A 22649-nucleotide genomic window follows, 5' to 3' on the forward strand; every position below is an offset into this window, starting at 1 on the left:
GTATGCTTTTGGTGAAAATATTTTCGTGGTTATTGTAATTAAATAAAAAAATACATCGACTTAACATAATTTGGCAAAGAAATTGTGTATTGATAACCAAAGTATTAAAACATCAGCTATGAATATTTCTTATTATGATTTTAAAAATATGCCTAATCAGGATCAATTCAGCTTAGTGATGAATGAAGGACGTGTTATGAACGAAAGAACTATTAATACGCTGAAATATGTCCTTTATGAAGTTTCACATTTTACTGTTGAAATGATCTACAATACCCAGAAGAATAAAATTGAAGGGATAAATGTATTTCAAAACAAAGGAGCCTATGTAATGTAAGTAACATTATTTGTATGAAAATAAACAGGAACAGCTTAGAAATAAGCTGTTTTTTCTTTTGGGTACGCTAAAAATTATCATATTTTCATCACTAAATGTATTAAAATAAAAAATCCTCAGAAAACTGAGGATAAAAACTAATAACCATGAAAACTCAAATTAAACATGAGTACTTATCTATATTAAAATATTATGCCACTTGCATTCATGGGAGTATTTTTTTAATATTTTTTAAGAAAATTTAAGAAAAAATATAAGTGTGCATTATTGGCACAGTTTATTCTTTACTTATAAAAAATAAAAGTTATGGCACATAGAAATTTCAGAAAAGAAGACTTTTTTAAAGATGAAGGATCAGATCTTTATCAGGTAGAGTTTCGTAAAGGAGATGTAGGAGAAGGTGCGGATCTGGTTGTTGAAAGACAAAAGGAAGATGGTGAGTACGAAACCCTTCAGGCACAAATGAAAAGGCACAACGATCGTATTTTCATCTGCTGGAGCGAACCGTTTTATGGGAGAGTAATTTTCGACGAATAAAAAGAATCCTCAATTAATATTGGGGATTCTTTTTTATCATTTCTAATATCCGCATTAATACCTGTGGCATAATAATAGGTGGATATTACAGCATTAACCAAAACCAATTGCAAAATGAAATCCAATAATGAAATCCAGCAAAGTCTCAGAGGTAAAACAGTGGTCATCACCGGAGGAAGCAGTGGAGTAGGAAGAGCCGCCGCCGAAGCATTCGCTCTTGAGGGCTGCAACGTTGTAGTGGCAGCACGCGGAAAAGAAGCGCTTGAAGAGACAGTCTCTTTATGTCATGATCTTGGTGTGCCGGCGCTGGGCGTTCCTACCGATGTGTCTATTGCTGCCGATGTGCAGAACCTTGCCAATAAAGCATTACAATTCAACGGAAGAATAGATATCTGGATCAATAATGCAGGGGTAATGGCAAGCGGGAAATTTGAAGAAATTCCTATGGATCTGAACGAACAGGTTATCAAAACCAATCTTTTCGGGTACATGCACGGCGCATACAGTGTTTTGCCGATTTTTAAAAAGCAGGAAGAAGGTATTTTAATCAATAACATATCCATCGGCGGGTTTATGCCGGCTCCTTACAGTGCGGTATATTCTGCCACGAAATTCGGCATCCGCGGAATGATGGAATGCCTCCACGGTGAAATTTCAGATTTTCAAAACGTGCATATCTGTAACCTCTATCCCCAAATTCAGCGTTCTACGGGAAATATGCATTCGGCAAAATTTTCCGGTCTGGATTTTAAAATTCCGCCTTTTGCTGCAGATCCCCGAGATACGGCTGCTAAATTTGTACAGCTGGCGAAAAATCCGCAAAAGGAATTATTTCCCGATATTACTTCCAGGCTTCTCACCGGAATTTACCAGCTTTTTCCAAAACCCGTTATCAATACTGCTTCCGCAGGAATGCGGCTGATGATGAAGCTGAAAAATGCACCTTCTGATTCAGGAAATATTCTGGAACCTTCTCCTGAACCACACCGTATTTACGGTGATACGATGCTTCCTGTTCCCTCTAAAAAAACGGGATTGGCTGTAATGGCTGGACTTGGATTAGGATTGGCTTTTATGTTTCTTAAATTAAAATCCTCGGATGAAGCTTAATTAATATAAGTTCATATTTGTTATAAAAGAGTTTCGGGCAAATCGAAGATTTGCCCGAAACTCTTTTTTGGATTCTGAATGATTTTAAACATTATCGAACAAATTAACCTGTTATTGTATGCATAATTAATTTTAAACTGATACTTTTGTACCCGTGAATAGTTGATGGGAATTTAGAGGTAAGCATTTATTTTAATCAATATAAAAAAATGATCAAAAAACCTTTACACAATTTCCATATTCCCGTAATGGGATTGGCGTATACGATAGACAGTCCTATCCGTGTCGCACAGTACGGAATTTCATCCGTAGTTTCTATAATTGATGATGAGATTATAGAAAAAATGAAAAATTTTTACAGCAGCAAGTTCAACCTGAATTACGCAAGTATTTCTACCAGGGTTGAAGATTACCGTGCTAAAAGAATCACCGCTTATCTTAATATGCTGGATGATATCGTGACCGAAAAATTTGAAGCCTTTAAAGAAGAAATTTCAAAAAATAAAACGGCACTGTCCCATTTTGTAGATATGCTTCCCAATACTTCCGAGCTGAGAGCCGGACTGGAGCATTTTCTTACTCAAAAAGAAGGAATTACTTCCTCAATTAAAAGTTTTATTGAAAAACACCTTTCTCCCGGAAATATCGACGTCAATATCATGACAAAAGTTGACAAAGATAATTTTAAAAATAAGGAACAGCTGCCGGTGATCTATAACGATGCACATGCGTCCCTGCGTGGATTTGCAAAAAGCAGGCTGTCTTCATCGATGGTGCTTTCTGCAGGAATGAATCCTAGACTGTACAGTTATATTGAAGAGTTTGAAGATTTCTATCCCGATGAGAAAGGAAACATCAAAAAGAAAATCATTCTGAAGGTAAGCGATTTTCGTTCGGCGATGATTCAGGGGAATTTTTTAGCCAAAAAAGGACTCTGGGTTTCAGAATACAGAATAGAATCCGGACTGAATTGTGGCGGACATGCTTTTGCAACCGAAGGACTTTTATTAGGGCCGATTCTGAAAGAATTTAAAAATAAAAAGCATGAGCTCATTGAATCTGCACATTCCCTGATGAATAAAGCCCTCGAACAGAAAGGTAAATCTCCTGTTGCTCAGCCTCTGGATATGAAAATAACAGTTCAGGGTGGAGTAGGAACAGCTGAAGAACATGAATTTCTTCTGAATACCTACAATGTTGACAGTATCGGTTGGGGTTCGCCTTTCCTGCTGGTACCGGAAGCTACTTCTGTAGATATCGAGACCAGAAAACTTCTTTTAGAATCAAAAGAAAAAGATTTTTACATCAGCAATCTGTCTCCATTGGGTGTGCCTTTTAACACCGTAAAAGGCTCTTCCAACGAAATCATCAGGCATCAGAAACAGTCGAAAAACCGGTACGGAAGTTCGTGTCCTAAAAAACTGCTGGCTCTAAGCAAAGAATACTCACCGGAAGGAATATGTACTGCGTCTAAAAAATACCAGGAAATCAAATTGCATGAACTGGAAGATACAAAACACGAACTATCTTCCGAAATTTATCAGAGAAAAAGGGATAATATAACCGAAAAAGCATGTCTTTGTGTAGGTTTAGTAAATGCGGCATATCTGGAAAACGGCCTTGAAATAAAAGGCGAAAGGCAAGGTGTTGTGATCTGTCCCGGTCCGAATCTGGCATATTTTGATAAGGAAGTATTGCTTTCAGAAATGGTAAAACATATCTACGGGAAGGCTAATATTATCTCACATAAAAACAGACCCAATATCTTTATTAACGAGATGAAAATGTATATTGATTATCTTAAAAAAGATATAGAAGAGTTTTCCGGGAAGATAACGGCAGGTCAGATAAAAAAGTGGAACAATTTTAAAGCAAACCTGTTGGAAGGTATTAATTACTACCAGGATCTCTTGGAAAAGACAGATTTTTTTAAAACAGATTTAAATATAAGGTGTCATCTTCAGCACAATAAATCCAGAATATTGCAAATTGTAATTCCTGAGAATTAATAAAATGAAACAGGCTGCTTCAAAAGGCAGCCTGATTTTTTAATAGGTATGATGCAGTACAACATAATCCCAGCCTACCATATCAATCACCAGAGTTTCATCCACCAGCTGTTCTGTCCCGGAGAAAAGATTAATATAAGAACCTTTGTCAAAAGAAGTATCAAATTGTGCCAGCACGTGGTCTTTGCTAAGGTTGATAAATACCAGTACTTTATGTCCGTTTTTCTCTCTTACGAATGAAATGACCTGATCCATCTTATCATTCATAATCCTTACGATTTCTCCACCAAAGTGCCCGTTCCATAAAGCCTGGTTCCGGTGTTTCAAATCAAAAATCGTGGAATAAAGCTGTGCATTGTCGTGTTTCCTCCAGATAATGGGATCTTTTTCAAAAAAATTAAGTGAACGGTCAAGGCCTGCTTCCTGTCCGTTATAAACCAGAGGGATCCCGTCCATAAGAAAAGTAAAAACGGTCACTGCATTGAGAGCATCTCCAAAATTACTGTACGGCGTTCCTTCCCAGGAATTTTTATCGTGATTATCGATGAAATTCATTCTTATCGCCTCTTTTGGAAAAACGGATACATGTTCCGCAAGATACGCTTCGGTAAGCGTTTTAACACTGTAATGGTTGATGGCAATCTGATGCAGAATATTCCATAAATTCCAGTTATACGTAGCATCGAATGCTCGTCTGTGTAAATCCCTGTCTTCGGCTTCAGCCAGCATAAAAACGGGTTTCAGGCTATCCAGTTCCGATCTTACATTTTCCCAAAAATTAATAGGTACAAAACTCGCAATATCGCACCGGTATCCGTCAATATCAAATTCTCTGACCCAGTATTTTAAAGCATCTGTAATATATTGGCGCAATTCCGGATGTCTGTAATCCAATTCGATGATATCATCATAATCCCGCCATCTTGTCGACTGAAACGTATCTTTTCTTGATCTGGTATACCATTCCGGATGCTCTGCAACAAGATTATTGTCCCAGCTCGTATGGTTGGCCACCCAGTCCAGAATGACAAACATCCCTTCATCATGAATCGCCTGCACCAAATTTTTAAAATCTTCTTTAGTACCAAATTCAGGATTAACGTCAAAATAATCTTTAACAGAATAATAGCTTCCCAAACTTCCTTTACGGTGAAGCTCTCCTATAGGATGAATGGGCATCAGCCAAATAATATCAATACCCAGTTTCTTAAGCCTTGCCAATTGTTGTTTTACTGCCTCAAAAGTCCCTTCCTCAGAAAACTGTCTTATATTCAGCTCGTAAAGCGTTGCGTTTTTTACCCATTCGGGGGTGGAAATTTCAACGTAGGATTTTGGCTGGTATCGTTGATCAGAATTATGCTGCATAAGATATAAATATTATTATTCAAAAGCTGCATCGAATATCATACCTATCGGATATTGAATCAGCAGAATTAGCAAAAAATTAATCCGCAATTGGTAAAAATCAATTTTAAAGCAGATTTTATCCTCGTGATTTCCATAAAGGTTTGATGTTTGTATAACTATAAATCCAAACACCAATTCTAATAAATATTCAGTTATGATACCAAAGAAAATACACTACTGCTGGTTTGGAGGCCAGCCGAAGGATGAATTAGCAGAACACTGCATCGCCACATGGAAAAAAATTCATCCCGATTATGAAATTATTGAATGGAATGAAAGCAATGCTCCACTGGATGACAATAATTATGTTAAAGAAGCATTTGCACAGAAAAAGTGGGCTTTTGTTTCCGATTATATACGATCTAAAGTAATGTATGAACACGGCGGCATCTATATGGATACCGATATGGAGCTGAAGCTGCCTCTGGATGAATTCCTCAACGAAAAAGCAGTTTGTGGTTTCGAAGTTAAAGGGGTGCCATATTCAGCATTCTGGATGGCTGAGCCGAAGCATCAATTGGCTAAAGATTTCGTAGACTATTATAATAAGCAAAGCGGTTTTGAAGAGCGTATCAATACCGATATTTTTTCGGAAATGCTGGAAAAAGATTACGGCGCAGACCGCTACAGCGATACCATTCAAAAGCTAAAGCATGATGTTACACTATATCCGTCTGTTTATTTTTCACAGGATTTGCCAAAAAACTATGTAAGCCATCATTTTAACGGATCCTGGTTTGGTGGTGATTCTGAAAATACACACAAAAAGATGGTTAATGTATACGGTCTTTTAGAACGATTAACAACATATCCGGGAGCGGCAAAAGCCGTAAAAAGTATTCTGGAAGAACACAAAATAATTGATGTTAATGATATTCTGGACCTAATTCCCATCGATCATATAACCGATTACGTTAATAAAAAATCTGATAAATAGTGTAAATGAAACGCTGTAGACATTTAAGTTTATGGCGTTTTTTTTTTATACAGTATCAAACTCGAAAAGGTCAATATTTTGTTGACCTTTCTGCATTAGCAAACGTGTGTCAATATAAACCGCATAGATGGAGCAAAGCAATTCGTATCAAGCCCAATTAATTTTCATTTTTAATAAATCCTCATAAGTTTCAGCGCGGTGCATTTTGGTTAAGTGTTGCCGGGATTTTGTTTATTCTATGAGTAATGGTTAGTGCAACTTTGTACTAACAAATAAAGACAATGAAAATAGTATTAACAGGTTCTCTAGGGAACATCGGAAAACCACTTACCAATTTACTGGTAGCTGCCGGACATCAGGTCACGGTAATCAGCAGCAAAAAAGAAAGAATAACTGAAATAGAAAGTCTGAATGCTGTTGCGGCGATAGGAAGCATTCAGGATGCAGAATTTTTGACAGAAACATTTAAAGGTGCAGATGCCGTCTATTTAATGGAAGCCTGGGAAGGCATAGGAAGTCTTTCTGATAAGGAGATTGATTTCTTGGCTGAGTTTAAAAAAATAGCTCAAAATTATGTTACGGCTGTTCAGCAGTCAGGCGTCAAAAAGATCATCCATCTAAGCAGTATCGGAGCACACTCTGATCAGGGCAACGGAAGTCTTCTGGTTCATTACAATGTTGAGCAGATTTTACAGACACTTCCTGAAGATGTTTCGATTAAATTCATGCGCCCCGTCGGATTTTTCAGCAATATGTACCGCTGGTTATCCACTATACAGTCTCAGGGTGCAATTATTCAAAGCTACGGAGGTGCAAACAAAGAACCCTGGGTATCACCTTATGATATTGCAGCGACCATTGCAGAAGAATTTCAAAAAACCTTCAGCGGAAGGACAGTACATTATATCGCAAGCGATGAGGTTTCTCCAGATGAAATTGCCAATGTTTTGGGTAAAGCTATCGGTAATCCGAATCTGGAGTGGAAAGTCATTTCAAGTGAAGAATTATTAAATCAAATGCTTTCTGCCGGCATCAATGAGTGGATTGCCAAAGGAATGGTAGCCATGCAAAAGGCACAGGGAGACGGTAGTTTGTATGAAGATTTTTATACCAGCAAACCAAAATTGGGAAAAGTGAAATTAGAAGATTTTGCGAAAGAATTCGCAGAAAAATATAAAACAATAAATTAATATGAAAACAGCATTAATAACAGGAGCCAACAAAGGAATAGGATTTGAAACGGCTAAGCAGCTTTTAGAAAACGGATATTTCGTTTTTATCGGAAGCAGAAATCTGGAAAATGGAGAATCTGCCGTAGAACAACTTAAAAAAGCAGGTTTTGAAAATATAGAGGCAATTCAGCTGGATGTAACCGATGCTGCTTCCGTAGAAAAAGCCAGATCCGAGATCGGAAATAAAACCGATGTCCTGGATGTACTCATTAATAACGCAGGAATAAACGGCGGAATGCCACAGGCCGCCCTGGAGGCACCAGTCGAATCTTTTCAGGATGTATTGGATACCAATCTGTATGGTGTTATCAGAATGACCCAGGCATTTATAGATTTACTTAAAAAATCGGAACAGCCAAGAATCGTTAACGTCTCTTCCAGTGGCTGTTCGCTTACCTTGCATTCTGACCCCAGCTGGATGTATTACAGCCATAAAGCTGCCGTCTATACTGCTTCAAAAGCCGCGATGAATATGTATACCATTAATCTTGCATATGAGCTTCGCGATACACCTTTTAAAGTCAATGCAGTATGTCCGGGATTCGTTGCTACGGATTTCAATAATCACAGAGGTACCGGAACTGTGGAAGAAGGCGGAAAAAGAATTGCAAAATATGCAATGATCGCTCAGGACGGACCTACTGGAAAATTCATCAGTGAAGAATATAATCCTGAATCCGGCGAAACACCTTGGTAATTAATTCACTAATTTTACATGACCAGCACCTGAGATCAAGTCTACAGGTGTTGGTTTTAAAGATAAAAAATGAAAAGCAACCCACATCTGCATAAGTTCCAATCGTTATCTGAATTCCATAAGATGTTCGGATTACCAAAACCGGAACATCCGCTGGTCAGTTTTATCCGTCTGGAAGATATGACATTACCTGAAGAATTGTCTGACCACATGGTACTGGACTTTTATAAGATCGCTTATAAAGATACGATCGGAAGTGCCAAATATGGGCAGCACCACTATGACTTTGGTGAAGGCGGCCTGGTTTTTACGGCTCCGGGGCAGCTTTTTGAAAAACCTAAGAATAACAAAAGCAAAGGTTTCCTCATCCTGCTTCATCCCGATTTTCTGCTTTCCTATCCGTTGGCAAAGAAGATCAGGCAATATGGTTTCTTTTCCTATTCAGCAGACGAAGCGCTGAAAGTATCAGAAAGCGAAAAAAATACATTATTTTCAGTCTTCAGCATTATTGATGAGGAGCTGAAGAGCAGGATGGATGATTTTAGCCAGAATGTGGTAATCTCCCAGCTCGAACTTCTTCTCAACTACAGCAGCAGGTATTACAAACGGCAATTTATCACCTATAAGGCCGTTAATGATCATCTTATCGAAAAATTTGAAAAAGTTCTGGATCTTTATTTTAATTCAGACGAAGATCTTCAGAACGGAATTCCGACGGTACAGAACATTGCCGATCAGTTAAATGTATCAGCGAGCTATCTGAGTGACCTTTTACGGTCATTAACAGGACTCAATACCCAGCAGCATATTCACAACAGGTTCGTTGAAAAAGCGAAGGAGATACTCTCGACTACAGATCTTTCTATTTCTGAAATTGCCTATCATATGGGATTTGAATATCCGCAGTCCTTCACAAGATTATTCAAGAGCAAGACCAATCAGACCCCTTTAGAGTTCAGACAGTCATTCAATTAGCCATTAATAATTAACCTTAAAACAGCAATGTATTCCGGGGCTTCCGGGAAGTTAAATCATCACCAAAAGTGCATGGTTTTTCTTTTACCTTGAAAGAAAAACGATTTACTTATATTTGCCCTGCAAAGCAAATTGAAATGTTCAGAAAATTTTTCATTGTATTTATTCTTGGCTTTTACACGGTCTTTTGTTCGGCCCAACAGGTTCGGCCCTCAAAATCATCTGAAATTTACCGTGATATTAAAACCCTGAAACACCTTCCTAAAGTCTTATACCTTGCGGCTCATCCTGATGATGAAAACACGGGATTACTCTCCTGGCTGATCAACGACCAGAATGTAGAAACAGCCTATCTGTCTTTAACCAGAGGCGATGGCGGACAAAATTTACTAGGTACAGAACAGGGTGCTGCATTAGGTTTAATCAGAACGCATGAACTTTTAGAGGCAAGAAAATTAGACGGTGCCCAACAGTTTTTTACCCGCGCCATTGATTTCGGGTTCTCAAAAAATACAACGGATACCTTTAAACAATGGAATGCAGATAATATCACAGCGGATGTAGTCTGGGTAATCCGAAAATTCCGTCCGGATGTGATCATTTGTCGTTTTCCTCCTACTGCTGCGGCAGGCCACGGACAGCATGCAGCTTCGGCCGTGGTGGCAGAAAAAGCTTTTAAGCTGGCGGGCGATAAAACGGCTTTTCCTGATCAGCTGAAATATGTGAATGTATGGCAGCCGAAACGCGTATTGTGGAATACGTTCCGGTTTGGCGCAGTCAATACAACCGCTGAAAATCAACTGAAAGTCACGGTCGGGCAATATGATGCACAATTGGGAATGGGCTATGGCGAATTGGCCGGATTAAGCAGAAGCTTACATAAAAGCCAGGGTGCAGGAACACAGTCTGTAGCCGGGATTAAAACCGAATATTTTGCCCACGTTACGGGCGAGCCTGCAAAGGCAACACTTTTTGATGGAGTAGTTCAGACCTGGACTGCAAAAGGAAACGCTGATATTGACCAATCTTTAGATAAAATTATTTCCGGATTTAATTTCAATGAGCCAGACCGCAGCTTGCCTGCTTTGCTTGCTTTACGGAAAAAAATTATGGAGCTACAGGATTCAGCGCTGAAAAAAGATAAAATTAAATCTCTTGACCAGGTTATTTTAAGCTGCGCCGGGTTTATGGGTGAGGTCGTTACCAATCAGGCTGAAGCGGTTGCCGGGGATCGTTATAATTTCAGGTTAAATTTAATTTCAAGAGCTGTAAATCCTGTTGTTTTAGAAAATGTAAAATGGCTAGGCAAGTCAGAAAGCTTCAACAGAAAACTGTCAAAAGATTCTTTAATTACCATTCAGCATGAAATGCAGATTCCTGCAGATGCAGCACTTACAGAACCTTACTGGCTCGCGAAAGCTCCTACAAACGCAGCAACTTTTTCTGTTCCGGATGATACTTTAATCGGTTTGCCCGAAGCAGAATCACCGCTGAATGTTCTGCTTGATTTAAAAATCGGTTCGGAAAAGTTTCAGGTTAAATTACCTTTATCTTTCAAGAAATTAGATCCCGTGCGTGGCGATGTAGTGGAAGCTTTGCGCATTGTTCCTGCATTGGAACTGAAATTTGCACAGCCGCTTTATTTGGCCAAAGAAAATGAAGATTTACAGGTAAGCCTGAATTTTAAGGTTAATTCAAATAAACAGTTCGGCAAGGGTATTTTCAGCCTGATGTATAACGGAGAACGCTTGGGCGGCGCTGATTTAAATTCCATAAATGGAAAAGATTTTACCATAGATTATGTTATTCCTAAAACGAAGCTTGCGGCAATTAATTCATCTCGCCTGCAGCTGGAAGCCAATTATATTGCAGACGGAGTATTATACAACAAAAAACAGATTTTAATTCAGTATCCGCATTTACCTACTTTACAATATTTTGCACTGGCATCGGTCACCGTCATGAAGGGAAATATTCAGACGAATATTAAAAAAGTAGGGTACATCGAAGGTGCGGGAGATTTCATTCCGGAGTTTCTGCGCATTGCAGGTATTCAGGTGGATGTCCTGAAAGACGAAGATTTTTATGGCAGCATCGATCAATCCGGCGTAAATGGTAATCAGAACAAGCTGTCGCAGTATGATGCCATCGTACTGGGTGTTCGTGCCAATAACACCGAGAAAAAGCTGGGCCGCTGGATGCCTTTTTTATGGTCTTATGTAAAAGCGGGAGGTAATCTGGTGATGCAGTACAATACCAATCAGGATACTACCGTTGATCAGCTGGGCATCTACAGTTTCACCATTGCCAATAAAAGAGTTACTGAAGAAAACGCTGAGGTTACATTTTTAAAACCGGATCATAAGCTGCTGAATTATCCGAACAAAATTACGGCCGATGATTTTAAAGGCTGGGTACAGGAGCGTGGTGCTTATTTCCCCGATCAATGGGACACCGCCTATGAACCGCTTTTTGAAATGCATGATACGGGCGAAGAAGCTTTGAAGGGATCAACGCTGTATGCCAAATACGGGAAAGGTAATTTTATCTATACACCGCTGGCATTTTTCAGACAGCTTCCTGCGGGAAATGTCGGTGCTGCAAGGTTATTTTTAAACTTTTTATCTGCACAGAAAAACTGATGAACAAGAAAATTAATTGGAAGATCTGGTATCTGTTATTAGCATTTGCTTTAGTATTGCAGATCGCATTGTATTATTGGTTTACTAAATTCTGGGCATGAGTACTATAGATTGGACTGTTCTTATTTTTACCCTCGTTGTAGTGGTTGTGTATGGCGTATTCATCGGCCGTGGCCAGAAAAGCAACGAATCCTACCTGAAAGCAGATAATAAAATGCCCTGGTACATTGTGCTTTTGGGGATTATGGCTACGCAGGCAAGTGCCATTACATTTCTTTCGGCACCGGGTCAGGCGTATACCGACGGGATGCGTTTCGTTCAGTATTATTTTGGTCTGCCTTTGGCGATGATTGTGATCTGTATTACCTTCATCCCGATCTTTCAGCGGTTAAATGTATATACCGCCTATGAATATCTGGAAAACCGTTTTGATAAAAAAACAAGAGTGCTCACTTCGCTGCTGTTTCTTTTTTCCAGGGGATTATCAACAGGGATCAGCATTTATGCACCGAGCATTATTCTGTCAAGCGTGTTGAACTGGAATATTTACATCACCAATGTTTTAACAGGCGGCATCCTGTTGATTTATACCTATGTTGGCGGGGCAAAAGCAATTGCTCATACGCAAAAATTACAGTTTCTTATCATTTTGGGAACCATGGCTTTTGCGGGTTTCCTGCTTATACAGAATATGCCGGATGGAATTGGTTTTAACGATGCGTTGTATCTTGCCGGGAAATCCGGGAAGCTTAATGTCATCACTACAGAATTTGACTGGAAAGATAAATACAATATCTGGAGCGGGCTGATTGGTGGTTTTTTTCTCGCACTTTCTTACTTCGGTACCGATCAGAGCCAGGTCGGGAGGTATATTACGGCGAAGGACAATACCAATGCCAAAATGGGCCTGCTGCTGAACGGGTTGGTTAAAATTCCGATGCAGTTTGCCATTCTTCTCATCGGTGCTTTGCTTTTTGCTTTCTTTTCCCTGAAACCGGCTCCGATTTATTTCAACGAGCGTTCTTATCAATATTTAAAGGAAACAAAACCTGAGCAGGCTGCCGTTTTTGAAAAAGAGCATCAGGATTTACAGGTAAAATTTAATGCAGAATCGAAAGAAATTTTAAAGTTAAAAGAAACTGGTTCTCCGCAGCTTACCCAAACCATTCAGGATTTTAAAAATACACAGACCCAGGTAAAAGCGCTTCACGGCAGGGTAGAGGAAGCGATCAACAAGTCCAACTATAATGCGGAGAAAACAGATACCAATTATATTTTCCTGTATTTTGTGAAAAATACCTTACCGGTCGGGATGATCGGTTTGCTGTTTGCCGTTATTTTCCTGGCCAGCTGGGGCTCCATTTCGGCGGCGCTGAACTCACTTGCTGCCTGCTCATTAAAAGATGTTCATCTGATATTCAAAAAAGAAATTCCTGATGAGAAAACCGAACTGAAATATAGCCGACTGCACACGTTAGCCTGGGGAATTTTCTCAATCGGTGTAGCGATGTTTGCCACGCAGATGGGTTCCCTTATTGAGGCAGTGAATGTATTAGGTTCTCTTTTCTACGGCCCGATACTGGGGATTTTTCTGGTCGCTTTTTACTATAAGAAAATCGACGGAAAGAATGTTTTTATTTCTGCAATTCTGGCTGAAATTGCGGTTATTGCCGTGTATCAGTTCGATATTGTTTCTTTCCTCTGGCTTAATGTAATAGGCGCCGCAGCAGTCATTCTTTTTTCTGCCGTCGGGCTATTGTTTTATAAGCCGAAAGCAGTAAATTCGTAAACAAACAATAAGAGCCTGTTTAAATTTATAATTTATTTTTACCATTAAGAAGTTAAGCCTTTTTAGCTTAAAAAAATTATTAAAAATCAATGTATTGATTTCTTAATTAGAATCAGTTTAACCAGCTTAAATTCTTAATGTTAAATTTAAAAATAAGATCACCGAATGATTTGCGGTTAATGCTGAATTAAGTTTAAACAATTTTAATCATAAGATAAACAAACAAATAAAGTGTTATGAAAACAATTTTTAAATCTGCTACTGTACTTGTTGCTGCGATGACGATTTCCGTAAATGCCTTTGCACAGGAGACTAAAAAGCCTGCAAGTCCTCCAATGACTGCTACAGGAAAAATTAAAGATGCCAACATTACCATCAACTACAGCAGTCCTTCTGTGAAAGGGCGTACCATCTGGGGTGGTCTGGAAGCGTATGATAAAGTTTGGCGTGCGGGTGCCAACGAAGCTACCACTTTTGAAACGGATAAAGACATTACCGTTCAGGGTAAAAAACTTCCGGCCGGAAAATACAGCTTTTTCCTGATCCCTAAACAAAGCGGAACGTGGACGGCCATCTTCAACAAAGAGCCAAAACAATGGGGCGCTTATAAATACGATCAGGCGAAAGATGCTTTGCGCGTAGATGTAAAAACAAAAGCGTTACCAACCACACAGGAAGCGTTGGTATACAAAATCAACAAAAACGGATTCACCATGGATTGGGATAAAATCTCGGTTCCTGTGGAGATTAAGTAAGTTGAATATGGAATCAAAATTCCACTAATCGGGCTGTCTCTAAAAGTGTCTAACTTTTAGGGCAGTCTATATTATAAGTTTTTTAATTTGTTAATTTCATTTGACTTAATTACTAATGTTTTAATATTTAATTTTTCAAATGTTTTTTCAGCCTTATATTTACATCTGTCGTCATTTGTTATGAAGATGTCACAATGTGAAGCATAGAATGTATGTAGCCCATCATCGAACATATTATTGAAATTAGCATCACTTTTATAACCTTGCAAGTCAAATGTATAAAATGTCTCTATAACTTTATAGTATGATTCATTATCATTTTCTTTAATTTCAAATCTTGGTTTATAAGCCTCTGCAATTGAGAAAAAATCATTTTTTAAATGTTTAGGAATTTGATCATTATTCCGTATGTAATTCACAACATCCTTATTGCCTTTTAGTGAAGAGATGCTTTTGGATAATTGTGCTTTGAATAATTTGTAAAAGCTGTAATCCGATTTCAGTTTAATTTGAAAACTATATAAGTCAGCAAATAAGCTGTATAATGACTTCTCAAGAATTGTTGTTGGAAACATTAATTTAGCAAATTTATCTTTACTAATCTTAGACACCCACTGCTCAGGAAGCAGTAATTTTTTTGTTAAATGAATTGGACTTTTATCACCTAAGCCAAAATCAAATAATTCATCCAAAGTTTCATCAAAAAGATCTAACTCATCTTTTTTTGAATTGAAAAACTCAAAAATATCTCTTTTATGCCACCAGATATTTCTTTCTCCCCAATATTGACAAATGCACAAATCTTTTGTTAGCTTCTGTATGTTCATTAAATGTCCGTCAATGTATATAGGATTTTTTTTCCAACCTCTTAATAAATCGTTTAAGTGTGCATTTGAATAGGGAACTTCTACATTATCGTTAGAAATAAAAGTTAACAAATTGGTATACTCAGTTTTTTCCTCTTCTTCAAGCAAATCAATTTTTTCCAAACGGTCAAAAATGTTTAAATCAAGGTAAATTATCATAACTTGCTTTGTTTAAGATATACAAAATACTTATTAATTTATTATATTTCTCATTATTCGAAACTTAAGAATTGTTGTCAAGATTTAATATTGCCTTTTTATCTATTATAGAACTTACTAAGCTCAGAAGAATTTACAAACGGAGCTAAACGTTTTTTTATTACTACAAAATTGCATAGTATAAAGGTTACATATGCTAATGAAAAAAAGTTGTTTTCATTAAAAATATTTCTATTCTTGCTCGCATTAGAAGCATGAGAGAAATCATTTCTATATGCATTAAGAATTGTCAATAACCCTTCCTCATCATACTTTTTTCTTTTGAGTTCTAACTGCTCATTTAACCATTTAAGATGATCGGGATATAATTTAATTTGATCTAATGTTTTATTAAGAGTACGATTTAAGCAAAGATCTTGCTTGAACGCATTATTATTTATTCCATAACCTCGTTTTTTATCGTAAAAAAAATATTCTAACATTAGATAAAATGTGCAAAATGCAGTTTGATATTTTGCGGAATAAAACATTTTTTTTGCATCTCTGAAAAAAGAAAATGGAATAAAAAGTTCACCTAATTGTCTTTTATGCAAAACAGTTTGCATTAACCAATCTTGTGATATAAAATCAAGTTCTTGTTCAGTATCTAAAGTCTTCCTAATACTAGAAACAGGAGAAAAATTATCTTGCTCATTTTCAGGAATCCATTTGAACTCTAAATTTACTTTATCAATATATTCGATTTTATTATCTGTAGCAGCAAAAGATTCGATATGATTTATATATTCAAGCATTTCGCTGTAAGCTTCCTCTTTTGGCAAAACAACTTCTTTGATTTCATTATTGAAATTTAATGTAGGAAGACATTCTGAATCTTCATCAATTGTTTTTGAAATAGAAATATAAAACTGACAATTTTCTTTGAAAAGTTTAATTAAAAAATGATTGTGCTTTACTTCAATGCAATCATTAATGATTTTTAAATTACCGTAAACTTTAAATTTTAGTTCAAATTTCATCGCTATGTATAGTTGGTGTATAAAGCTTTATTAGTTAAAATTTATTAGAAGCTCCTGATTTGAGAGCAAAGGGCAATGCTAAAGATAACTAATCTATTAGAAGAAGTAAATTCATACTATTCGAAATGTGATGGAATTTCAGAAAATTAATAAATTTAATGAATAAATTCTTATATCAAATCCCACCGAAAACTGAAATTTGATATAAGAGATGTTTATCTACCTTTGGGTTTCTTTGGTGGTTTTAAAGAAGGTGTATTTCCTGGTGTTTCTTTATTATCACGCTGTCGTTTATCTGGTTCGCCAGTTGATTCTGCTATTCTTTTTGGTCCTGGTTTAAGTGCCATAATATTAATATTTTATTGTTAACTAAGTCAAATTTATAATTAATGATTTATATGACCTTACGGGTTTCCGTAAACACAAAAAAACAGGATTTTCAATATTTATTTTTTTATAGCCCAACCATTTCAAAAAATTTAGACAATTTAATATTCTGGGCTTCACAAATTCTCATGATGGTAATTAAACTTATTTGATATTTGTTGTCTTCCCTAATTCTTCTTACCGTCTTTTCATCAATATTATTTTCATTAGCAAATTGGCTGTTATTGTTCATAGGAATAACCCATTTATCCCTTATAAATTCAACGATCTTTCTATTTGCAATTTCCATAGAAACAAATAAAAGCGTAATTCTGTAAAATGATTCGGACTTAAATCCGAATTGTTGCAATTTTTTATTACATTTGTAAGACAGGTTGTATCAATGTAATCAGATAAAAAACACAAAACTCCCACATGAAAAAAAACAAAAACTTTGAATCCCGTTTCTGGTCCGGCCGGAAGAAGCATTCGGCACTCCGGCTGATGGATGTGTTTTTCCAGTTCCATGATCTGATCACCGCCAAAGAACGGCTCAACTGTATCATGCAATACGCCGCACAGCGCAAAACCCGGATTCCGGAAGATCCTTCTGTTGTTTTCCACTTTCACCAGTCGCTGCGGTCATTTCTCAGGGCAGGGTGGTGCATGAGAAATAAGCAAGGAAAATGGCTGGTTCATACACTTCCCGGACAAAGCAGTCCGTTGTCACAGGGTTCCCTGACGGAGGAAGAATACCGTGACCCGGCAACAGTTTTCCAAAAAGCTTTTAAAGAATACGATCTTGAGAAATTCGAGGAGTTCCTGGCGGAAGCGGTATATTTCTCGCTGGGAACTTTCAATAACGTACCGGAGCACAAAATGGTGGGTCCGTATCTGCACCTGATCAAAATGCTGGATGCCGCCTGGCTGATCCTGAAAAGGCCGATTGAAATTCAGCCGCATCAGAATTCTTATATCACAACTGAAAATACCGGATCATTGATGAAAGCATGACAGCTTCTTACAAATCTTTTATTAAAAGCTTTAATTTCAAATACTGATTGGACTCAACTTCTTCACTGACTTGTTTAAAGCCGTAGGCAGGCTGTATAATAAATACCACAAAAAAGGGTTTTTCTAACGCCGGGAGATTTTTTGGTATGCTATTTTATGGTATTATCCTTACATAATTATGTTAAGTATCAATGACCGAAAAGCAATTGAAAATCCGGCAACAGGCGTTTGCATTGAGTGTTTGCACAATAGTATTCATGGTTGTCTACAACCTCTGCACCTGGCATGCTGTTTCGTCAGAGAATTTTACATCATTTACTTTTGACTTCGAGAGATCAATTCCGTTCGTGCCTCTGTCGATCATTCCTTATATGGCAAGCGGATTTTTTTTCTGCCTCGTATTTTTTTCGTGTAAAAATAAATATCAGCTAAAAATAGTAACATGGAGAATGCTTTTTGTAATAATCATTGCAGGGATATTTTTTATGGCAGTTCCTTTACGGTTTTCATTGACGAAACCTGAAGTGTCCAACAGTATCCTGAATCTTCCTTTTTCGTTTTTAAATACTTTCGATTCGCCGTTTAACCAGTCACCGTCGCTGCATATTACTTTTGCCTTTATATTCTGGTCGGTGTTTAAAGATCTTTCGAGGTGGCGTATTTTCTTATTGATCTGGCTTGTCCTTTTGGGGATTTCAACTTTGACTACGTATCAGCATCATGTTATTGATATCTTAACCGGAGCTATTCTTGCGCACGTTAGCTTTATACTCATTCCTTACCGCAAGAAGGATCCAAAATACCGAAGCTGCTGGCTGGCAAATTATTATTTCCTGTCGGGATGGATCCTTATTTTAGCGGCTTTATTGCTTCATAAATACTTTATATCTGAAGGGTTAATTCTTTTTTTACCTGCGCTGTTAACGTTTGTGATCGGTTACTGTTACCAAAAAGATATGCGTATTGTATCTGAACTGATGGTAACCGTAAAACAAAGCATTCGCCAGTCCTGAAATAGAGGACCCTCATGACAGATCAAATAAATATCAAAAAACTGATTGTGTTTATGAATAGAGTTCTTTTATTTTTTATGTTTATATACTACATTTCCGCCCAGCCAGGTTTCTTCTACTGTAATATTGCGCATATTCATGCTGATTTTATCCTTAGCCATACTTAACGGATCTTCTGCAAGGATGATGAAATCTGCAAAATGGCCTTTAGGTAAAGAGCCCGCCCATTTTTCGGCATAGCATTGCCACGCTGCATCGTAAGTAGCTGCACGCAGAGCCTCTTCGGGCGTCAGACATTCATCTGCATTAAGCACAGGAGGGAAGTCATATCCCGGCGGATGCGCTTCCATGACACGTGTAATAGACTGTTCCATCATTCTTAACGGGCCAATTGGGGTCACGGTATGATCGCTGTGAAGAGAGATTCTTAATTTCTTATCAAGGGCAGATTTGCAGAGATCCAGCATATTTACCTTTTCATTGCCATCCAGTTGCTGGCCTTTGAAGATAATATCCTTAAAAACGAATCCCCAATAGCCGACATGGCCTATTAAAAAACTCGGCGAGATGCCTAATTTTGCCATTTCATCAAGCTGCTTCCGTTCGCTGAATAAAGAGCAATGCTCAATGCGGTTGCGGAGTGGGCTTCCTGTATGTGATTTAAGTGCATTACGGTATGCATTTAGAGTAAGAGTCACGGCTTTGTCGCCGTTGGCATGAACCATAATAGGCCAGCCTTTATCAATCATGATTGATTTGATCAATTCGGAATAAGCCTTGGGTGACTTGAAATCAAAAATACCTGCTTTATGCGTTTCCGGTGGACAGGCATAATCTTCCGACTGATAACCCGTGAGTCCCTGATTCGAACCGTCTGAAACTACTTTTACGTGCCCGAAATAAAGATCGCTGTATTTTTCGGTGGCTTTGTATCGGGGTAAATGAGGAAGTTCTGTTGACGTTTCGCAATATCTGGCGCCGCCCAATCTTATGGGCAATACTCTTGAATTTACATAGGGTTTGAGATAATCAAGATATTCTTTATTCAGGATCGCGTCATACATAGACGTTACTCCTCGTGAGTTGGCTTCGGCAAAAAAAGCATCGAGATTTTTACTCATGTTTTCTTTTGCTAATTTCATTATCTGTGGTTTGAATGTGCTGAAGGCATACAAAAGACCTTTCTCTTCCTGCAGCAAACCACGGCCTTTTTGCTCAAATTCTTTTTCTGTGGTATATCCATCTTTTTTGAGTTGAGCTTTGTTTTTCTGATAGACCTTAGAAATTGCAGGGCTGTTTATATACACCGTATGTCCGGACGCGCTGATGACCATGATGGGTATGGTTGTGCTTACATCGTTTAAAAACGTATAGTCAATGTTTTTGAAATTATCCTTGGAGTAAGGTGTCAGCAAAGCGGGATCTAAACCATTTGCCAATAATACGGCATCATCGGATTCCGGAGGCAGGTTGGCCTTTAGTGCTTCCTTCACCCAGTTTTTGTCATAACCCTGTCTGATGTTTTGACCGTCAAAAGGGCCTACATCTAAAAAAGAAGCCATAAGACCGGAAAAAACCACGTGGATATGGGGTTCGAAAAGGCCGGGCAGGAGGGTCTGTCTGGATTTGAGTTTCCTTACAGTATATTCATCTTTGAAACGGGCATCCATTTCTCCTATCACGAAGGAAAAACTGCCGGTAGCGACCACCCGGCCTTCAGCAAAACCTATGGCTTCCACCATATCGGCATTGCCGTCTATCATTGGCCTGATAATGCCGCCTGTAAATACAACAGGTGCGGGCTGTACAGCTTCAGGTTTCTTGTCAGGCAGGCCTGCTGTCATTAGTGCCAGGTTTTCCGGCCCGAAAAGATCTTCTTTTAATAAGGTAACAACGGGATTGGTGCATGCGCAAAAACACATGTGACCGTGCTCGTGAGAGTGTTCTGTCATGTTAAAAAGTTTTATGGTTATTAAATGTAGTTTTCAGAATAAATTTAAAATAAATATTCTATTTAAACAATGATTTTCGTGATTTTTTAAGAAAAATAGTTAAAATTTTTAATTAGTTTGAAATAATTTTATTAAAAGCTTTCGCGAAAACTTTTTTTTCTTAGTTTTGTGAATTAAACAACTAATAAACTATTACCATGAAAAATCCAGGCTCTAATTTTCCCCATCCTATATTTCTACCGTATCTATTCTAGAAGTTTTTTAAGCTTCCTATAAATTACATATTTACAAAAGATATCTCTGCCTCTTTCAGATAAGAGCAAAATAAAAAAACTACCATAACTATGTTTAAACTTCTACGTACAAGAACTTTCATGTTTCTTATGTTTTCGTTTCCATTGTATGCTCATTCCCAATTGGTTGGTTCTGATGTGCAGATATGGGAAAAGATAAATCCTGCATCGCGTGATGCTGCCCGGTGCAAGGACGAAAACCTTCTGAATTTCCACTGCGGGATCAAAGACAAGCTGTTGAAAAAGTATATTAAATACAGCAGAGACAAAAGCCATACGCTGAGCCTGGTACATGCTTCAAAAGAGGACGAGCTGATTTGGGAAAATAAGGATAAAAATGTTTCTTTAGGCAATACCTTATACAGGAGAGAAAAAAAATCTAAAGAAATTGGTAAAAAGCCCAGCATTTTTTCATTTACCGCTACGGCAAATTCAAACAAAGAAAAATCTGATAGCCTAAAAATAAAGTTTGAAGATCAAAATCTGTATGAAATGATTTTCTTCCTGAAAAAGGCCAAAATAATGGATCTGAACAAAATACATTCTTATCTCTCCATAAAATACGGAATTTCTCTGGAAAAAGGCAAATATTACGGGAGTGACGGAAAAGTAATCTGGGATCCTGAAAAGCATGCAGCGTATAAACATCGGCCGACAGGATTGGGAAGGGATGATGGCAATGAGCTTTACCAAAAACAGTCATCCAACCAGGTTGATTCTTTTCTTGCTATCGGAATCAATGAGATCAAAAGAACCAATTCGGATAATCCAACGGTCATTGAGAATAACAATTTTGTGATGTGGTCTGATGATAATAAGGCTATGTCATTAAAGCCTGAAAGAGATATTGATGTGCTGGAAAGGAACTGGGAGATCAGTTTTATCGGAAACAAAATTCCTAAGACAGGTTATCAGGTAAGAATTATCAAAGAAACGGTAAACCCTCGCTCCTTGCCGCTTTCCTACTGGATGCTGATTAAAAAAGATAATGGCGATATTAAAAAAATACCGGGGACTGAAAACGGTAATTTTATAACCTTTAATAAAGTAGATTTCTTAGATGCTTTTGATACGGGAGACAAAACGTCTTTCACTTTTGCCGTAAGCCCTGTAAAAGACACTAAACCGGATACGCCAAACCATGATCCCAGATCCGGAAATGTATATAATGAAAAAGATCTTTCGCTGGATCTTACAAAGATAGCCCTGTATCCCAACCCGGTAAAGAAAGACCAAAATTTCACCATTGTTTTTCCACCGATGGAAAACCTGATCATTTCTATTTATGACGGGGGTGGACGGCTTATTGCCCTGGATAAGGTCAGCAGCAGTGCAAGGTCATATGTCAATCATCTTCCGCTCCAGAGTTCATACCTGGTCAACCTTACTCAGAACGGGAAAATCATAAAAACTTTCAAACTAATCGTAGAATAACTTATACCATGAAAATATACAGAAAACGGCTTCCTTTTACCAGGAAGTCATGCCTAATGTTGTGTTTCTTTGCCTGCATGTTCATATGTGCCAGCTTTACGAAACA

General features: G+C 37.8%; 20 protein-coding genes. 14 read left to right on the top strand and 6 right to left on the bottom strand.

The window, feature by feature from the left end; translation table 11 throughout:
* Positions 1–118: 118 nt before the first annotated feature.
* From HHL20_RS06560 to HHL20_RS06575, 4 genes are all read left to right on the top strand, one after another.
* Positions 119–337: a hypothetical protein gene (locus tag HHL20_RS06560; RefSeq protein ID WP_169230360.1), complete on the top strand. Its 219-nt coding sequence runs from the start codon at positions 119–121 to the stop codon at positions 335–337.
* A gap of 306 nt (positions 338–643) precedes the next feature.
* Positions 644–874 (top strand): glutathione synthase, encoded by a 231-nt coding sequence (locus HHL20_RS06565; protein ID WP_169230361.1) that lies wholly within the window; start codon positions 644–646, stop codon positions 872–874.
* A 114-nt stretch (positions 875–988) separates the two neighbouring features.
* Entirely contained in the window at positions 989–1984 is a 996-nt protein-coding gene (locus tag HHL20_RS06570; protein WP_169230362.1) for an SDR family oxidoreductase, read from the top strand.
* Positions 1985–2193: 209 nt separating this feature from the next.
* Entirely contained in the window at positions 2194–3993 is a 1800-nt protein-coding gene (locus tag HHL20_RS06575; protein WP_169230363.1) for a hypothetical protein, read from the top strand.
* 39 nt (positions 3994–4032) lie between these two features.
* Here the strand turns inward: HHL20_RS06575 and HHL20_RS06580 are convergent, their stop codons facing one another.
* On the bottom strand, positions 4033–5358 hold the full coding sequence (locus HHL20_RS06580; RefSeq protein ID WP_169230364.1) for an alpha-amylase family glycosyl hydrolase: 1326 nt from the start codon (positions 5356–5358) through the stop codon (positions 4033–4035).
* A gap of 160 nt (positions 5359–5518) precedes the next feature.
* Here HHL20_RS06580 and HHL20_RS06585 point away from each other — a divergent pair, with 160 nt between their 5' ends.
* The 7 genes from HHL20_RS06585 to HHL20_RS06615 all read left to right on the top strand — a co-directional run bounded on the left by HHL20_RS06585 (position 5519) and on the right by HHL20_RS06615 (position 14427).
* Positions 5519–6337: a glycosyltransferase family 32 protein gene (locus HHL20_RS06585; protein ID WP_317165985.1), complete on the top strand. Its 819-nt coding sequence runs from the start codon at positions 5519–5521 to the stop codon at positions 6335–6337.
* Positions 6338–6618: 281 nt separating this feature from the next.
* A complete protein-coding gene (locus tag HHL20_RS06590) occupies positions 6619–7527 on the top strand; it encodes an NAD(P)H-binding protein (RefSeq protein WP_169230366.1) in 909 nt (302 codons plus the stop codon).
* Position 7528: 1 nt separating this feature from the next.
* A complete protein-coding gene (locus HHL20_RS06595) occupies positions 7529–8266 on the top strand; it encodes an SDR family oxidoreductase (protein ID WP_169230367.1) in 738 nt (245 codons plus the stop codon).
* Positions 8267–8335: 69 nt separating this feature from the next.
* On the top strand, positions 8336–9241 hold the full coding sequence (locus HHL20_RS06600) for a helix-turn-helix domain-containing protein (protein ID WP_169230368.1): 906 nt from the start codon (positions 8336–8338) through the stop codon (positions 9239–9241).
* A gap of 137 nt (positions 9242–9378) precedes the next feature.
* Positions 9379–11883, top strand: coding sequence for a PIG-L family deacetylase (locus HHL20_RS06605; protein ID WP_169230369.1), 2505 nt, complete (start codon positions 9379–9381; stop codon positions 11881–11883).
* Positions 11884–11980: 97 nt separating this feature from the next.
* A complete protein-coding gene (locus tag HHL20_RS06610) occupies positions 11981–13672 on the top strand; it encodes a sodium:solute symporter (RefSeq protein WP_169230370.1) in 1692 nt (563 codons plus the stop codon).
* Positions 13673–13908: 236 nt separating this feature from the next.
* The gene (locus HHL20_RS06615) at positions 13909–14427 is read left to right on the top strand and encodes a DUF2911 domain-containing protein (RefSeq protein WP_169230371.1); all 519 of its coding nucleotides are present in this window, start codon (positions 13909–13911) and stop codon (positions 14425–14427) included.
* Positions 14428–14498: 71 nt separating this feature from the next.
* On the opposite strand, the gene HHL20_RS06620 is transcribed toward HHL20_RS06615, so the two are convergent.
* From HHL20_RS06620 to HHL20_RS06630, 4 genes are all read right to left on the bottom strand, one after another.
* On the bottom strand, positions 14499–15452 hold the full coding sequence (locus HHL20_RS06620) for a hypothetical protein (RefSeq protein WP_169230372.1): 954 nt from the start codon (positions 15450–15452) through the stop codon (positions 14499–14501).
* Between the two features lie 98 nt (positions 15453–15550).
* Positions 15551–16471 carry a hypothetical protein gene (locus tag HHL20_RS06625; RefSeq protein WP_169230373.1) on the bottom strand — a complete coding sequence of 307 codons (921 nt, stop codon included), beginning with the start codon at positions 16469–16471 and terminating at the stop codon, positions 15551–15553.
* Positions 16472–16686: 215 nt separating this feature from the next.
* A complete protein-coding gene (locus HHL20_RS19625; protein ID WP_262888420.1) occupies positions 16687–16818 on the bottom strand; it encodes a hypothetical protein in 132 nt (43 codons plus the stop codon).
* A gap of 107 nt (positions 16819–16925) precedes the next feature.
* Positions 16926–17147 carry a helix-turn-helix domain-containing protein gene (locus HHL20_RS06630; RefSeq protein ID WP_169230374.1) on the bottom strand — a complete coding sequence of 74 codons (222 nt, stop codon included), beginning with the start codon at positions 17145–17147 and terminating at the stop codon, positions 16926–16928.
* Positions 17148–17272: 125 nt separating this feature from the next.
* On the opposite strand from HHL20_RS06630, the gene HHL20_RS06635 reads away from it, so the two are divergent.
* Together HHL20_RS06635 and HHL20_RS06640 are read left to right on the top strand one after the other, a co-directional pair.
* The gene (locus tag HHL20_RS06635; protein ID WP_169230375.1) at positions 17273–17851 is read left to right on the top strand and encodes a hypothetical protein; all 579 of its coding nucleotides are present in this window, start codon (positions 17273–17275) and stop codon (positions 17849–17851) included.
* A 371-nt stretch (positions 17852–18222) separates the two neighbouring features.
* On the top strand, positions 18223–18864 hold the full coding sequence (locus HHL20_RS06640) for a phosphatase PAP2 family protein (RefSeq protein WP_228463171.1): 642 nt from the start codon (positions 18223–18225) through the stop codon (positions 18862–18864).
* Between the two features lie 68 nt (positions 18865–18932).
* Here the strand turns inward: HHL20_RS06640 and HHL20_RS06645 are convergent, their stop codons facing one another.
* Positions 18933–20816 carry an amidohydrolase gene (locus HHL20_RS06645; protein ID WP_169230377.1) on the bottom strand — a complete coding sequence of 628 codons (1884 nt, stop codon included), beginning with the start codon at positions 20814–20816 and terminating at the stop codon, positions 18933–18935.
* A 344-nt stretch (positions 20817–21160) separates the two neighbouring features.
* On the opposite strand from HHL20_RS06645, the gene HHL20_RS06650 reads away from it, so the two are divergent.
* Positions 21161–22543: a T9SS type A sorting domain-containing protein gene (locus HHL20_RS06650; RefSeq protein ID WP_169230378.1), complete on the top strand. Its 1383-nt coding sequence runs from the start codon at positions 21161–21163 to the stop codon at positions 22541–22543.
* Positions 22544–22649 lie beyond the last annotated feature (106 nt).

Source organism: Chryseobacterium cheonjiense (genome assembly GCF_012927265.1).
In the GTDB taxonomy this organism is placed as follows: domain Bacteria; phylum Bacteroidota; class Bacteroidia; order Flavobacteriales; family Weeksellaceae; genus Chryseobacterium; species Chryseobacterium cheonjiense.